A 15,230-nucleotide genomic window follows, 5' to 3' on the forward strand; every position below is an offset into this window, starting at 1 on the left:
AAGATCAAACATTACTCCGGTGAAAAAAATGCCTTTATTTTTAATAAGGATCATATTTAAAACTATATTTTTATAACCAGTATCAAATTAATATATGGGTAAAAAATACCTGGGCTTTTTGCTTTATACATTTTTATTGTTTTTGTGGTTGCCGGGGTTTAGCCAGCAGCAAATACCTGTTAACGCCATTAAGCAAAAACAACTGGAGATACTGTCTGCCCGCTCGCGCGATAGCTTTAATACAGGCCATCAAAAAGCCTTATTGCTGGCGCCTTCAAGGGGCTGGCCAATCTGGCGTGTAACAAGGGCCGGTAACGTGGTATCATTACAAAGCATCAACCGCTATGGTTTCCCGGTATATCTTATTACACATAACAATACCATTGCCGCAGCTACCACCGGCACCAATACGGTGCAGCCCGGCGGCACACTGGGCTTAAACCTGAGTGGCAGCAGCGCCTTCCTCAGTAATAAACTGGGCATTTGGGATGGCGGCAGCGTATATGCGGCCCACCGCGAGTTTGCAGGCAAAGCCATCAGCCTTAAAAATACAGCAAGTGTAATAGACCATGCCACCCATGTGGCAGGTACTATGATAGCTAAAGGCGTTTACGCTCCGGTAAAGGGGATGGCGTTTGACGCGGCCACGCTGTCGTCCTGGGATTTTGATGACGATGTTACCGAAATGAGCGCGGCGGCATCCGGCCTGCTGCTTTCCAATCACTCCTACGGCGACGTTGGCGGCTGGGATTTTAACAGCGCCGATAACCGATGGGAATGGTATGGCCTGCCCGGCGATAATGAAGATTATAACTTTGGCTTTTACGATTTGCGCGTGCAATCGTGGGATAAGATAGCCTACAATGCGCCCTATTATTTAATTGTAGAGTCGGCCGGTAACAGCCGGTCAAGCAACGGGCCGGCCATAGGCGATACTTATTACGGGTTTACCAGCCGCACAAACCCAACCTTTGTAAACAAAGGGGCAAGGCCGGCAAACATCAGTAATAACAACGGTTATGATATTATCACTACCACCGGTAATGCCAAAAATATCCTCACGGTAGGCTCGGTAGGGGCGCTGCCCAACGGCCCGGTAAACCGCGCAGATGTGGCTATCTCTTTCTTTAGCAGCTGGGGCCCCACGGATGACGGCCGTATTAAGCCCGACCTGGTTGGCGATGGCGAAAATATTGTATCTACCGGTACACAAAGTGCCAGTTCATACCTCACCTTGTCGGGCACCTCTATGTCGGCGCCAAATATTACGGGTTCTTTATACTTATTGCAGGAGTATTATGCGCAAAAAAATAACGGTGCGTTTATGCGGGCTGCCACATTAAAGGGCCTGGCCTGCCACACAGCCTTTGATGCCGGCAATGTTGGCCCCGATTATATTTACGGATGGGGGGTGCTGGATATGAAAAAAGCCGCACAGGCCATTACAGATAACGGCGTAAAAAGTATGATCAACGAAAATACCCTGGCGCAGGGGCAAACCCGCACGCTGGATGTGGTTGCCTCGGGCGATGGGCCGCTGTCTGTCAGCATATCTTGGACAGACCCGGAAGGTACCCCAACTACAGGCACCACCATCAACGACCGCACCCCAAAACTGGTGAATGACCTTGATCTGCGTATAGCCGATGGCGCAACCACCTACACCCCCTGGGTGCTTATGCCCGATAACCCCCCGGCAGCGGCGACCAATGGCGATAACATCAGGGATAATATAGAGCAGGTGTACATTGCCGGCGCTATACCGGGTAAAAAATATACTATCACCATATCGCATAAAGGTACGCTGCGATCGGGCAGCCAGCCTTATTCGGTTATTGTTACCGGGGCGGGTGGTAATCCCTACTGTGCATCGGCGCCGTTATCAACGGCGGATGCAAAGGTTACCGCTTTCTCGCTGTCGAACATAAACGCTACGGAGCCTGCCGGATGCACCGGTTACACCGACCATACCAGCCAAACCATCCAGTTAGAAGAAGGTAAAACCTATCCGTTCAGTATTACGCTGGGCACCTGCGGGGCAAACTTTAACAAAGCCGCAAAAATATTTGCCGACTGGAACGGTAACGGCACATTTGATGCCGGTGAACTGGCTGCCACCACCGCTGTGATGGGCAGCACAGGCACGCTAACCGGTAATATAGCCGTGCCTGCATCGGTTATACCGGGCAACATCAGCCTGCTGCGCATTATACTGAACGAAACTACCGACCCTGCATCAATTACCGCATGCGGCACCTATGCTAAAGGCGAAACACAGGATTACCGCATCCAGTTTACAAAACCGGCTATTGATGCCGGGGCAATTGCCATCGTCAATTCAAATGTTACCTGCGAACCGGCCGTAGCGGTTACCGTAAGGCTTAAAAACTTTGGCAGTGCAAGCATTAGCAACGTGCCGGTTACCGTAACCGTTACAGCCCCGGATAACACGGTGAGCACCTATAATGAAACTTATACCGGCACCTTAAGCCCAGAAGAGGAAACCGATTTTACCCTAAGCAGTAAATTTAATACGGTGGTGGGTGCAACCTACAGCATCACCGTAGAAACAAAGCTTAATGGCGACCCGATAGCGGCCAATAACAAAACAACCGGCACTATTGTGATCGGTTCGGCGCCGGGTGCTGCAGATCTGCTGGCTTATTATTGCGTCAACACCAAAACATACCAGTTAACCGGCCAGGGCGACGGCCAGCTGCTTTGGTATAAAACGGCATCAGATGCTATCCCGGTAGGGTATGGCTCGCCGGCAAACGTTACCGATGCACCTGTAAACAACACCTATTACGCCGGCTTAAATGATTTTAGCGGTAAGGCAGGCCCTGCTACCAAAGCTGTTTTTACATCAGGCAGCTACAACCAGTTTACGCCGGGGATCATCGTAAATACCCAGATACCGGTTAATATAGAAAGCGCGCGCCTGTATGTTGGCAACCCCGGCCGCGTTATTTTTACAGCTACAAATGATAATGGGGAGGTAGTGGCATCGGTAACGCTAAACGTAACAGCCACGCGCACTACAGCACAGCCCAATGCGCAGCCCGACGACCCGGCAGACCAGGGCAAAGTTTACAAGCTTAATTTATTATTGCCTGCCGCTGGTAATTATGTAATTACCCCCACTTATGAAAACGGCGCTACCCTGTTTCGCAGTAACAGCGGGGTAACGGGGTACCCTTTTAAAATTGGCGACGTTTTTAGTATTGCGGGTAACCAGGCCATATCCGGCACTAATGAAGCCGATACTGCGTATTATAAGAATTTTTATTATTACCTGTATGATATGCAGGTGCGCAGTCCGGGTTGCGCATCGGCAGGGAGGGTTGCTGTTACGGTTACCAAACCGGTTATTACACAAAGCGGCGATGCGCTTATTTCAAGTATCGCAGCGGGCAACCAATGGCTTTTAAACGGCGTACTTATAGCCGGTGCAACAGATACCAAATATACGCCGCCGGTTAGCGGTAAATACCAAACGCAGGTAACGCTTACCAATGGCTGTACGGCGTTGGCAGACGAATTTAATTATGCCATCGTGGCCAAAAATCCCGATAAAACAACTGATATCGGCCTAACCATATTTCCGGTGCCTGCCACAACATATATCAACGTGGTTTTTGAAGCCAAACAAGCGGGTGATGTAGCGCTGGCAATGGTAAATACCCTGGGGCAGGTGGTGTATCAAAATAAGCAAAAAACGGAGGCGGGTAATTTTAGCGCCGTTATACCAACGGTTAACATGCAGCCAGGCGTTTACATGGTAAAAATAAATGTTGGTAATAAGGTATATGCCCGCAAGGTGGTTATTGTTGAGCCTAACTAAAGGGGGTAAGTTTATATATATAGGTACTGATGAAGAAACCACTGCCAAGTTATATCCTTTACATCCTTTGCCTGTACGATATTTACCTGTATTTGCCGGATCTTTTCGACGTGCTAAAACTGGATATAGAGCCACCCACTACCGACTACCTGCTGTACTTTGATGCGGCAATGCTACTTTCGGGAGGAATAGTTATCGGCGTTTTGCTGATACGGACAGATGGCAGGTTTAACAAAGCTCTGGGTATAACCATGATGCTGATGAACTTTATACTTACACCCTGGTTTATTTTAAGGGCCCTGCCGGGATAATACTATTGTTAATGACTATTGTGATTTGTAAATTTGTGTAACATAAATACGCTATTATGCTTACAGTGCATCCGCAATATATTAAAGATAGTAATGGTAACGAATCGTTAGTTGTACTTCCTGTTAGTGAGTTTAATTCAATTATGGAAGAATTAGAAGACCTGGAGGATGTTAAACTTTACGATGAGGCTATAAAAAATGATACCGGAGAGCGCATTTTATTTTCTGAATACCTAAAGACCAGGAAAAAAAGTAATGCCTGATTATACTATTGTTTTATCTAAAAAAGCTCAGAAGCAATTAGACAAAATTCCGGATGCTTTTGCTGTACCTATTTTTGATGCTATTGCATCATTAGGGCAAGCCCCAAGGCCTCAGGGATATAAAAAGCTAACAGGTAGAGAAGGATATCGCATCAGGGTTGGTAACTATCGCATCATTTATAACATAATTGATGACGAGCTAATTATCAGCATTATTACTTTGGGGCATCGAAAAGATATTTATAGATAAAACAAATTTACATCTGCTATTGGCGATTTTAAAAATCAACCTATGTTGATGTAAATATGTGCTACACTCCACGCCCCGCTATTACCTTGCCGGCATTTTTATCTTGACAAATGCAGGCCTTAGTGTTTTCAACAGCATAATTTATTGGGGCAAAAACTATCATCAATCCATTCACACTCACAGCCTTTAATTCTGTAAAAAACTACCATACCCTTGTTACATTCTGCACTTTAAGTTTTCAATAAATTTAAGTACGTTTGGACAACTGATTTCAAGATATTAAAACTGAATCTTATTATTAAACTAAAACATGAAGGTATTTGTAAAAAAATCTATTGAACAACTAACCAACGCGGTTGACGCCGAAGGAAGCCTGAAGCGTACGCTTGGGGCAGGTAGCCTTATTGCGTTGGGTATCGGTGCAATTATTGGTGCCGGGCTGTTTGTAAGAACGGCCGCTGCTGCCGGCGAGCACGCCGGTTCTGCGGTAACCTTGTCATTTATTGTGGCTGCTATAGGTTGCGCTTTCGCGGGCCTTTGCTATGCAGAATTTGCTTCTATTATCCCTATTGCAGGTAGCGCTTACACCTACGCTTATGCTACCATGGGCGAAATTGTTGCCTGGATCATAGGTTGGGCGTTAATATTAGAATACGCACTGGGCGCGGCAACTGTATCCATCAGCTGGAGCGAGTATGCCAATAAGCTCCTCGGGGGCAGCATACCTTATGAGTGGTGCCACTCTCCAATGGAATCTGTTATGGTAAACGGGCAAAGCGTACACGGTATTGCTAACCTGCCTGCCTTATTGATATTGGTTATCTTATCGCTTTTATTGATAAAAGGTACGCAGGAATCTGCTACTGTAAACGGTATCATCGTATTTATTAAAGTAGCTATCGTATTGGTGTTTATAGCTATAGGCTGGCAGTTTATTAACCCGGCTAACCATACGCCTTATCTTATACCTGCTAACGCACCGGATATTATCCAGCAAAATGGCAAACCGTATTCTTATGCGCCATTCTTCAACCATGGTTGGGGTGGTATCATCAGTGGTGCCGGTGTGGTATTTTTTGCATTCATTGGTTTTGATGCGGTATCAACTGCGGCACAAGAGGCTAAAAACCCAAAACGCGATATGCCTATCGGTATTTTAGGTTCGTTAGTGGTTTGTACCATCCTATACATCCTGTTTTCGTGGGTGTTAACGGGTGTTGCACCTTATACAGATTTTATGAAATCTGGTAAAGAGGCTTCTGTAGCTTACGCTATCAGTAACTACATGCACGGTTACGGCTGGTTATCAACTATGGTTACCGTAGCTATCCTGGCAGGTTTTTCATCAGTTATTTTGGTGATGTTAATGGGCCAGTCGAGGGTGTTCTACACCATGTCTACAGATGGTTTATTGCCTAAAGTGTTTTCAGATCTTCACCCAAAATTCCGTACGCCATACAAAAGCAACATGATCCTTTTTATATTTGTGGGCGCATTTGCTGCATTTGTACCGGGTAGCGTAGCGGGCGATCTAACTTCTATAGGTACCTTGTTCGCTTTCATCCTGGTTTGTGTGGGTGTGATATTATTGCGCAAAACCGACCCTAACCTGCCTCGTCCGTTTAAAACCCCGCTTGTGCCATTAGTGCCAATTCTGGGTATCATTGTATGTGCCGGTATGATCGTTGGTTTACCACACGAAACGCAGATAAGCGCGTTGATCTGGATGGTAGCAGGTTTACTTATTTACTTTGGTTACAGTAAAAAACACAGTAAACTGGGCAACGTATCAGATATATTGCCAAAGGCATCTGATTTCGAAAAACAGTAATTTAATCGTTACCATATTAAAAAAGGTTCTGCATTTGCAGAACCTTTTTTGGTTTAAAGCCTTTTGTAGTGGGATGAAAGTGAACCGGATAATTTGGGTACTTGTTGTAATTGCCATCATCAACTCTATGGGGTTTGGTATTATTATACCCCTGCTGTATCCTTATGGTAAAAAGTTTGGCGTTACCCAGCATACCATCGGCCTGCTTACCGCTGCATTTTCCATTGCACAGTTTTTTGCCACGCCGGTTTTAGGGTCGCTGTCAGATAAGTTCGGGCGTAAACCCATTCTGGTTATCAGCCTCATCGGCACCTGCGCATCGTTCATTATTTTCGGCCTTGCGAATAGCATAATTGTACTTTTTATTGCGCGCATACTGGATGGTTTAACCGGAGGTAACATCTCTGTAGCCCAGGCTATGATCTCTGATATCTCATCGCCGCAGGAAAGGGCCAAAAACTTTGGGATACTGGGCTCGGCATTTGGGTTTGGCTTTGTAATAGGGCCTGCCGTAGGCGGTTTACTCAGCAGGTTTGGTATGCAGGTGCCGTTCTTTTTTGCGGCTGGTATTGCCATGATAGGGGTGCTATTAACCCTGTTCTTTTTAAAGGAAACCAACCAAAATAAGGGCGCCGGCAAAACAGATCAGGATCATAAATTCAGCTTTAAGGCTTTATATACCGTGTTAAAAAAGCCGGTTATCGGCACCGCAATTTTTACCGGTTTTTTGCTTACCATGGCGCAGTTTACCATGATCATCGGTTTCCAAACATTTGGTGTGGATGAATTAAAGCTTACCCCAACGCAGATAGGCCTGTTTTATGGCGGCTTTGGCATTACCGGTATTTTAATGCAGATGCTGGTGCCGGCGGTTAAAAAGGTGATCTCATCGCAGGCCGTAATATTGTTGATATCTACCATTTGCTGCCTGGGGATGATGATACTGGCCGGCTTTGCCACCGGGCTGGTGCTGTTTGCGGTTTCGATAGGCATCTATGGCTTGTTCAACGGCTTGCGCAACCCCATGCTGAATGCTATAATAGCCGACCATAACGAGGGGAACGAAAAAGGCGAGGTGATGGGTGTAAACCAATCGTACGCATCCATCGGGCAAACCTTTGGGCCGGTTACTGCGGGCTTAATAACGGCTATATCTATACATAGTATTTTCTTTTTATCATCTTTATATATTTTAATTGCACTTTTGTTTAGTATTCGTTTAATAAGTAAAGAAAAACAATCCTAAGCTTATGCATCCACTGATCTTTAAAGAGGTATTATCCGTAACGATGATCCTTTTTGCCATTATCGATATTCTCGGCGCCATCCCGGTGATTATACAGCTACGCCAAAAGGTAGGGCATATCGAATCGGAGAAGGCCAGTATAGCGGTATTGGTTTTAATGATAGGTTTCTTGTTTGCAGGGGATGAATTATTGGCTGTGATAGGCTTGGACATCTCGTCATTCGCTATAGCGGGTTCTATTGTAATATTTATCATCGCATTGGAAATGATATTGGGAGTGAGCTTTTTTAAAGAAGAAGAAATGCCTCAGGCGGCCTCTATTGTGCCGTTGGCATTCCCGCTGATAGCCGGTGCCGGCACCATGACAACCCTATTATCACTTAAATCACAATATCAAACCCAAAACATCATCGTAGGCATTATCCTAAATACTTCATTTGTTTACCTGGTGCTTAAAAATGTAAAATGGCTGGAAAAACTATTGGGTAAAACCGGCCTGCACATCCTGCGTAAAGCTTTCGGGGTTATTTTGTTAGCTATCGCAATAAAGTTGTTTAGGAGTAATTCGGGTTTGTAGGTAGCGTCCAATTACTGGTCCAGGTTTAGCATAGCGTAACCTGGACCGGTAATCAGGTAAGCTTTCAGCTTACGCAAGCAGAATGCTTGCCCATGCCATACCACGAGATACGCTACGCTAATCTCGCGGCAGCAGATGTTTGAATTAACAGAATTGCTATCTCTTATTCTGAAAATTCTTAAATTCTACAAATTCTGATCAAAATAGTATTTTAGCAAATAAACTAAAAACCAATGACCTACCTGCCATCTTCTGGAAGATATGATAAAATGCAATATCGCCGCTGCGGAAAAAGCGGTGTAAAATTACCGGCTATTTCACTGGGCCTGTGGCACAACTTTGGCCATGTGGATGTGATGGAAAACTATCGCAAGATCCTGCACCTGGCGTTTGACAGCGGCATTACCCACTTTGATCTGGCGAATAATTACGGCCCCCCGCCGGGCAGCGCCGAAACTAATTTTGGTAAGATCCTAAAGGAAGATTTTGCCGGCTACCGCGATGAAATGATCATCAGCAGCAAAGCCGGTTATACTATGTGGGATGGCCCCTATGGCGACTGGGGATCTAAAAAATACCTGGTATCCAGTCTGGATCAAAGCCTTAAACGCATGGGGCTGGATTATGTGGATATATTTTACCATCACCGCCCGGACCCGGAAACGCCGCTGGAAGAAACCATGAGCGCATTAGACCTGATCGTTCGGCAAGGTAAGGCCTTATATGTAGGCCTGTCTAACTACAACGCACCGCAGGCAGATGCAGCTATTGCTATATTAAAGCAACTGGGTACACCTTGTTTGATCCATCAGCCTAAATACTCGATGTTTGTGCGCGATGCCGAAGCCGGTTTGCTGGATGTGCTGGAAAAAGACGGCGTAGGTTGCATCCCGTTCTCGCCATTGGCACAAGGCCTGTTAACCAATAAATATTTACATGGCATCCCGCAGGATTCCCGCGCGGCAAAATCAACCGGCTTTTTACAGGAAAGCCAGGTAACTGAGGAAGTTATCGGCAAGATCAAAAAACTAAATACCCTGGCCGAACAGCGCAGCCAAACACTTGCCCAAATGGCCCTGGCGTGGCTGCTTAAAGATAACCGGGTAACCTCGGTGCTGATTGGTGCGAGTAAACCCGAGCAACTGGCTGATTCTCTAAAAGCTTTAAATAATCTTAATTTTTCATCAGAGGAATTAGAAAAAATAGAGCAGATCCTGAAATAAGTATCTGCCGCTTAACTATCAAAAAGGCGTATTTAGAAATAAATATGCCTTTTTGTTTAACAAACATTAACATCGGTATCTAAAATCTTTATTTATCTTTTGCCCAAATCCGTTTGCATGAAGCCATTTCTCCTGTTTGCCTTATTTCTGCTCATTACATCAACGCTTTTTGCCCAGGATATTATTATTAGCGGTAAAATAATAGATGCTGCAGGCCATGCCGTTCCGTTTGCTACGGTTTATGTTAAAAACAGCAGCAGGGGTACATCTGCCAACAGCGAGGGAGGCTACACCTTAACTTTAAAAACCGGCCAGTATGATGTGCAGTATCGGGCAATGGGCTATAAACAGCAAAACCGCAAGGTTGAATTGAAGAACGACCAAACTATCAATGTTGTATTAAATGCCGAAGATTATCAATTAAAAGAAGTGGCCATCCGCGCGGGCGCCGAAGACCCTGCTTATGCCATCATCCGCAAGGCGATAAAAAAGCGTAAAACCTATCTGAACGAGGTTAACGCCTACACCTGCGAGGTGTATATTAAGGGCTTGCAAAAGCTGCTGGGTGCCCCAAAAAAATTCCTGGGCTTTGATGTACAAAAAATGGCCCGCGAAAACGGTCTCGATTCCAACCGCAGGGGGATCATCTACCTGTCGGAATCGCAGTCTAAATTCAGTTTTGAACGGCCGGATAAAGTACATGAGGAAATGATCTCGTCTAAGTTTTCGGGTAGTAACCGGGCATTCAGTTTTAACCGTGTATCTGATATGCGGGTAAATTTTTATGAAAACCTGCAGGTATGGGAAGGCCTTAGCAATCGCCCGCTGATATCGCCCATTGCAGATAATGCGTTAGCTTATTACCAATACAAATATTTAGGTTTTACCGTTGAAAATGGCGAAACGATCAACAAGATCCAGGTGATACCCCGCAACCCTTACGCCCCATGTTTTAGCGGCTACATTTATATTATGGATGATAGCTGGCGCATGCAAAGCCTGGGGCTGTACATCACCAAAAAATCAAACATCAACTTTGTAGATACCCTGAAAGTTAACCAGCAGTTTTTCCCTGTAAGCGATAAGGCCTGGATGCCCGCTTCCCTCAAATTTGAATTTACCGGCGGCCTGTTCGGCTTTAAATTTGGCGGTTACTTCATATCTATTTATAAAGACTATGATATTGAGCCCAAACTGGATAAAAACCAGTTTAAAGAGGTACTGCGCATTACCCGGGGTGTAAACAAAAAAGATTCGGCCTACTGGGAACAGCAAAGGCCCATCCCACTGACAGCGGAGGAAAAAACCGACTATCAAAAGAAGGCCGTACTGGCTGCCAAACGCGAATCAAAGCCCTATCTGGATTCGCTGGATAAGGTGAATAATCAATTTAGTATTGGCAAATTCCTGTTGGGCGGCTACCGCCATCGCAACCGGTTCGATCACGAATATTACAACTTCAATTCGCTTTTAAGTTCGGTTACTTATAACACGGTAGAAGGCTTGGCTTTGGGCTACGGCGGCTCGTTCACCAAGCAGATAGACAGTTTAAATAACCGTTATTTCAATGTTTACGGCAAGGTGCGCTATGGTTTTTCTAATAAACTATTTAATGCCACAGGCGGTATCACTATGCCTTTAGGATCTGCCACGTTGAGCCTGGCAGGCGGAAGTGATGTGATTGACCTGAACAACCACGAACCGATCAGCGCGTTCATGAACACCGCCTACACGCTTTTAAACAGGCAAAATTTCGAGAAGTTTTATCAAAAGCAATATGCTTCGGCTACCATATCTAAACGCATTTATGGCGGCTGGCAGGCAAGTGCTGGCGCCGAATGGGCAAACCGCAAATACCTTTCTAATACAACAGATTACAGTTTCTTTCATCCTAAAAGGCACCAGTTCACTACCAACAACCCGCTTTCGCCCAATGTGGATGCACCCTTGTTCCCCGAGAATCAATCGTTTAAACTGAGCGTGCGCACTACTTATGATTTTAGTAACCGTTATGAAACTTACCCTACCGGCAGGCGCTACATCCCTTCCAAATACCCAACCTTGGGGTTAACGTTTGTAAAGGCGGTTAAAAATGTATTTGGTTCTGATGCCGATTATAACCTGTTATCTGCAGATCTGTCTAAATCCGAGATCCCGATGGGCTTTTACGGTAAAACCTCGTTTTACATTGGCGCGGGTAAATTCTTCAATACCAAAAATATTTACTACACCGATTACAGGCATTTTAGCGGCAATCAGGTACTGTTTTACCAGGGCGGCCTCAGCAAGTTCCTGCTGTTAGATTACTATCAGTTCAGCACCGGCGATAAGTATCTGGAAGGTCACTTAGAGCATAACTTTAGCGGGTTGCTCACCAACATGATCCCGCTTATCCGTAACCTCAAATTACAGGAAATCATCAATATAAATTACCTCAGCACCCCAACCCTAAAAAACTACACCGAACTGGGCGTAGGCTTCCAAACCAATATCGGGCTTAGGGTGATGTACGGTACATCGTTCAACAACAAATTTGGCGGGGTTAACCAGGCGATAAGGATTGGGATGAGTTTTTAGGGCGATGAATAAGGAACCGAAGTAAATAAGTCTACTCCAACCCTATCCAAATGGCTAAGTATATCTTTATTAGTTACATGATGGTATATAGCAACATCAAACTGATAAGGCAGAAGGAGATCATCTAATTCATTCATTATTTGTGTTAGATGATACAGATCAAGTTCATTTCCTTTAAGCATGATATCAATATCAGATGATGATTTATAATTGCCTTTCGCTCTTGATCCATATAAATATGCAGCTTTTATAGCAGGGAATTGCCTCAAAACCTTAGTTATACTGGTCAAATTCTTACTTGATAACCCGTACTTCATGCTTTAAATAAATCATTCTGGGTACCCGACCTAAGACTTTCTAATTTTGATTCCAAAGTTTTGAATTCGTCAAAATAATTATTCAATATGGCAGAAACAATCTCATCGGCTGTATCTTCATTGTAAGAATGCGAAGTTAAATTCCTGCTTTGCAACATCTGCATCCAACTATCCCCATTAACTATTAATTCAGATTTAAAGGCTTCTCTTATCACATCTCTCGATCCGATTATATTTGTTATACCTTGATATTCTAAATAATCTTTAAGCGTATTCCAGGCTAATTCATAAGTGTATTCAAAAGCTTTTATTAACCCTTGCTCTTCAAGTTCTGATAGATCCCCCTTCAAAATAAATTTTTCTAACTGGTTTAATGCTTTACGGTAATTAGAAAATCTTTGAATCCAGCGAATATCTTTTTTTGAAGTCATAACTTATAATTATACAATGTGCTAATTTACACTATAAACTAATAAGCTGACTTGGTTTAAACTATTTTTTAAAACGCATACCACAATTAATCGTAACAAAGCATAAAACTTTTCGTTAAATTTGTTTAACAACAAAACATGGCCATGGTATTAGTATTAAAAAAGGGCGCCAGTAAAGAAGACATTGAAGCGATAGATAAAATTCTTTACAAAGAAAAAAGTAAAGGCGGATTCGATGCGAAAAAATATAATGGTATAATTCCTGATTTGGAAGACGGTATGGAAGCTCAAAAAAAAATGAGAAATGAGTGGAAAAGAGATATTGATTGATACCAATATTGTAATTTACCTCTTAAGAGGAAGTCAAGAGCTACAAGACTACTTACAAGGAAAAGAATTATATATATCATTTATATCTGAACTGGAATTGTTAGGTTATAAATCGATTACACAAAAACACGAGGCTGAACTACTTAATTTTTTAAATGATTGCTCTATAATTCAAATGAGTAATGCAATCAAAGAAAATTATATTGGCTTAACAAGAAAATACAAAATTGAGTTACCAGATGCTTTAATAGCTGCAACATCGTTAACTTTAAACATACCATTTATAACTGCTGATAAGGGCTTCCAAAAGATTAATGATATAAACCTTGTCCTTTATCATGACGGAATTAACCTTACGGCTTCTAAAAAATAGGATAAATAAAAAGTTAATCAAAATATTATAGTCTTTAACGGGCTTATACAGATATCCCGTAACTATAACGCTAAGTTTTGACTTTTTACTTTTGAATTTTGCCTTTGCAATCCTATCTTTGCCCATGCAAGAAAAAATCCTCATTCTTGACTTCGGTTCGCAGTTCACCCAGCTTATCGCGCGCCGTGTCAGGGAGCTCAATATTTACTGTGAAATCCATCCCTTTAATAAAGTTCCTGAAGTTGACGCAAGCGTAAAAGGTATTATCCTTTCGGGCAGCCCGTATTCTGTACGCCAGGACGATGCCCCTCATTTTGAATTTGCCAAACACCATAAAACCCTGCCTATTTTGGGCGTTTGCTATGGTGCGCAATACGTAGCTCATTTTCATGGCGGCGAGGTTTTAGCATCAAGCACTCGCGAATATGGCCGCGCTAATCTGGATTTTATTAAGCCGGATACCATCCTGTTTAAGGATGTACCGCTTGGCTCGCAGGTGTGGATGTCGCATGGGGATACCATTGCCCGCATTGCAGATGATTTTGAGGTGATTGCCAGTACGGATAGTGTAAAAGTTGCAGCCTACCATATCACCGGTACCGAAACTTACGGCATCCAGTTTCATCCCGAGGTTACCCACAGTATCGATGGCAAACAATTGCTGCAAAACTTTTTGGTAGACATTTGCGGTTGCAGCCAGGATTGGACCCCGGACTCGTTTATCGAAACCACCATTGCCGAACTGAAGGCGAAATTGGGCGATGATAAGGTAGTTTTAGGTCTTTCAGGCGGTGTAGATTCTTCTGTGGCGGCGGTATTGCTGCACCAGGCCATTGGTAAAAACCTGCATTGTATATTTGTTGATAACGGCTTATTGCGTAAGGACGAGTACCAATCGGTATTGGATTCGTACCAGCACATGGGCCTTAATATAAAGGGAATAGATGCTAAACAACGTTTTTACGATGCCTTATCCGGCTTAACTGATCCCGAGAAAAAACGGAAAGCCATTGGCCGCGTGTTCATCGAGGTATTTGATGATGCCGCACATGAGGTACAGGGTGTAAGCTGGTTAGGCCAGGGTACCATCTACCCGGATGTTATCGAGTCTGTTTCAGTAAAGGGGCCGTCAGCAACTATCAAATCGCATCATAATGTAGGCGGGTTGCCAGATTTTATGAAGCTGAAGGTTGTAGAGCCTTTAAACACGCTGTTTAAGGATGAAGTGCGCCGTGTGGGTACCGCTTTAGGTATAGATCCTAACATACTTGGCCGCCACCCTTTTCCCGGTCCGGGCTTGGCTATCAGGATCTTAGGCGATATTACGCCCGAGAAAGTTGACATTTTACAACAGGCAGATGCGATTTATATCAACAATTTACGCTCGGCCGGTGTTTATGATAAAGTTTGGCAGGCGGGCGCCATTTATTTACCGGTACAATCGGTAGGTGTAATGGGCGATGAGCGTACTTATGAGAATGTAATTTGCCTGCGCGCAGTAGAATCATTAGACGGCATGACGGCAGATTGGTGCCACCTGCCTTATGATCTGCTGGCCAAGATCTCTAACGAGATCATTAACAACGTTAAAGGAATTAACCGGGTAGTATATGACATCAGTTCGAAACCACCGGCCACCATTGAGTGGGAATAAGTG

14 protein-coding genes are annotated in these 15,230 nt (G+C 44.1%); 12 read left to right on the forward strand and 2 right to left on the reverse strand.

Translation table 11 applies throughout. The features are described from left to right. The first annotated feature begins 94 nt into the window (after positions 1 to 94). The 9 genes from E2R65_RS07910 (at position 95) to E2R65_RS07950 (ending at position 12,122) form a co-directional block, all read left to right on the forward strand. Positions 95 to 3,844, forward strand: coding sequence for a S8/S53 family peptidase (locus tag E2R65_RS07910; RefSeq protein WP_134335936.1), 3,750 nt, complete (start codon positions 95 to 97; stop codon positions 3,842 to 3,844). Positions 3,845 to 3,873: 29 nt separating this feature from the next. After that, on the forward strand, positions 3,874 to 4,155 hold the full coding sequence (locus tag E2R65_RS07915) for a hypothetical protein (RefSeq protein WP_134335937.1): 282 nt from the start codon (positions 3,874 to 3,876) through the stop codon (positions 4,153 to 4,155). Between the two features lie 56 nt (positions 4,156 to 4,211). Beyond that, on the forward strand, positions 4,212 to 4,418 hold the full coding sequence (locus tag E2R65_RS07920) for a hypothetical protein (protein ID WP_134335938.1): 207 nt from the start codon (positions 4,212 to 4,214) through the stop codon (positions 4,416 to 4,418). After that, positions 4,411 to 4,668 carry a type II toxin-antitoxin system RelE family toxin gene (locus E2R65_RS07925; RefSeq protein ID WP_134335939.1) on the forward strand — a complete coding sequence of 86 codons (258 nt, stop codon included), beginning with the start codon at positions 4,411 to 4,413 and terminating at the stop codon, positions 4,666 to 4,668. Before E2R65_RS07920 ends, E2R65_RS07925 begins: the two co-directional genes overlap by 8 nt. Positions 4,669 to 4,978: 310 nt before the next feature. Next, positions 4,979 to 6,499: an amino acid permease gene (locus tag E2R65_RS07930; RefSeq protein WP_134335940.1), complete on the forward strand. Its 1,521-nt coding sequence runs from the start codon at positions 4,979 to 4,981 to the stop codon at positions 6,497 to 6,499. Between the two features lie 73 nt (positions 6,500 to 6,572). Beyond that, entirely contained in the window at positions 6,573 to 7,745 is a 1,173-nt protein-coding gene (locus E2R65_RS07935) for an MFS transporter (protein ID WP_134335941.1), read from the forward strand. Between the two features lie 4 nt (positions 7,746 to 7,749). Further along, positions 7,750 to 8,322 carry a MarC family protein gene (locus E2R65_RS07940; RefSeq protein WP_134335942.1) on the forward strand — a complete coding sequence of 191 codons (573 nt, stop codon included), beginning with the start codon at positions 7,750 to 7,752 and terminating at the stop codon, positions 8,320 to 8,322. A gap of 233 nt (positions 8,323 to 8,555) precedes the next feature. Beyond that, positions 8,556 to 9,545: an L-glyceraldehyde 3-phosphate reductase gene (gene mgrA / locus E2R65_RS07945; protein WP_134335943.1), complete on the forward strand. Its 990-nt coding sequence runs from the start codon at positions 8,556 to 8,558 to the stop codon at positions 9,543 to 9,545. Positions 9,546 to 9,662: 117 nt separating this feature from the next. Continuing rightward, a complete protein-coding gene (locus tag E2R65_RS07950) occupies positions 9,663 to 12,122 on the forward strand; it encodes a DUF5686 and carboxypeptidase regulatory-like domain-containing protein (protein ID WP_134335944.1) in 2,460 nt (819 codons plus the stop codon). Here the strand turns inward: E2R65_RS07950 and E2R65_RS07955 are convergent. Then, positions 12,119 to 12,439, reverse strand: coding sequence for a nucleotidyltransferase domain-containing protein (locus E2R65_RS07955; protein ID WP_134335945.1), 321 nt, complete (start codon positions 12,437 to 12,439; stop codon positions 12,119 to 12,121). The genes E2R65_RS07950 and E2R65_RS07955 overlap by 4 nt on opposite strands. Next, positions 12,436 to 12,870, reverse strand: a complete 435-nt coding sequence (locus tag E2R65_RS07960; RefSeq protein WP_134335946.1) for a nucleotidyltransferase substrate binding protein — start codon at positions 12,868 to 12,870, stop codon at positions 12,436 to 12,438. The genes E2R65_RS07955 and E2R65_RS07960 overlap by 4 nt, the downstream gene beginning before the upstream one ends. A 138-nt stretch (positions 12,871 to 13,008) precedes the next feature. Here E2R65_RS07960 and E2R65_RS07965 point away from each other — a divergent pair, with 138 nt between their 5' ends. The 3 genes from E2R65_RS07965 (at position 13,009) to guaA (ending at position 15,227) form a co-directional block, all read left to right on the forward strand. Continuing rightward, complete coding sequence (locus E2R65_RS07965) at positions 13,009 to 13,200, forward strand: hypothetical protein (RefSeq protein ID WP_134335947.1); 192 nt, start codon at positions 13,009 to 13,011, stop codon at positions 13,198 to 13,200. Then, positions 13,175 to 13,573, forward strand: coding sequence for a type II toxin-antitoxin system VapC family toxin (locus tag E2R65_RS07970; RefSeq protein WP_134335948.1), 399 nt, complete (start codon positions 13,175 to 13,177; stop codon positions 13,571 to 13,573). Before E2R65_RS07965 ends, E2R65_RS07970 begins: the two co-directional genes overlap by 26 nt. A 124-nt stretch (positions 13,574 to 13,697) precedes the next feature. After that, positions 13,698 to 15,227 (forward strand): glutamine-hydrolyzing GMP synthase, encoded by a 1,530-nt coding sequence (gene guaA, locus E2R65_RS07975; RefSeq protein WP_134335949.1) that lies wholly within the window; start codon positions 13,698 to 13,700, stop codon positions 15,225 to 15,227. The last annotated feature ends 3 nt before the right edge of the window (positions 15,228 to 15,230 follow it).

Origin of the sequence: Mucilaginibacter phyllosphaerae (genome assembly GCF_004378255.1) — a bacterium.
GTDB lineage: Bacteria > Bacteroidota > Bacteroidia > Sphingobacteriales > Sphingobacteriaceae > Mucilaginibacter > Mucilaginibacter phyllosphaerae.

Coding starts and splice junctions, on each gene's coding strand:
- E2R65_RS07910 (WP_134335936.1), top strand. CDS start 95: ATGGGTAAAAAATACCTGGGCTTTTTGCTTTATACATTTTTATTGTTT.
- E2R65_RS07915 (WP_134335937.1), top strand. CDS start 3,874: ATGAAGAAACCACTGCCAAGTTATATCCTTTACATCCTTTGCCTGTAC.
- E2R65_RS07920 (WP_134335938.1), top strand. CDS start 4,212: ATGCTTACAGTGCATCCGCAATATATTAAAGATAGTAATGGTAACGAA.
- E2R65_RS07925 (WP_134335939.1), top strand. CDS start 4,411: ATGCCTGATTATACTATTGTTTTATCTAAAAAAGCTCAGAAGCAATTA.
- E2R65_RS07930 (WP_134335940.1), top strand. CDS start 4,979: ATGAAGGTATTTGTAAAAAAATCTATTGAACAACTAACCAACGCGGTT.
- E2R65_RS07935 (WP_134335941.1), top strand. CDS start 6,573: ATGAAAGTGAACCGGATAATTTGGGTACTTGTTGTAATTGCCATCATC.
- E2R65_RS07940 (WP_134335942.1), top strand. CDS start 7,750: ATGCATCCACTGATCTTTAAAGAGGTATTATCCGTAACGATGATCCTT.
- mgrA (WP_134335943.1), top strand. CDS start 8,556: ATGACCTACCTGCCATCTTCTGGAAGATATGATAAAATGCAATATCGC.
- E2R65_RS07950 (WP_134335944.1), top strand. CDS start 9,663: ATGAAGCCATTTCTCCTGTTTGCCTTATTTCTGCTCATTACATCAACG.
- E2R65_RS07955 (WP_134335945.1), bottom strand. CDS start 12,439: ATGAAGTACGGGTTATCAAGTAAGAATTTGACCAGTATAACTAAGGTT.
- E2R65_RS07960 (WP_134335946.1), bottom strand. CDS start 12,870: ATGACTTCAAAAAAAGATATTCGCTGGATTCAAAGATTTTCTAATTAC.
- E2R65_RS07965 (WP_134335947.1), top strand. CDS start 13,009: ATGGCCATGGTATTAGTATTAAAAAAGGGCGCCAGTAAAGAAGACATT.
- E2R65_RS07970 (WP_134335948.1), top strand. CDS start 13,175: ATGAGTGGAAAAGAGATATTGATTGATACCAATATTGTAATTTACCTC.
- guaA (WP_134335949.1), top strand. CDS start 13,698: ATGCAAGAAAAAATCCTCATTCTTGACTTCGGTTCGCAGTTCACCCAG.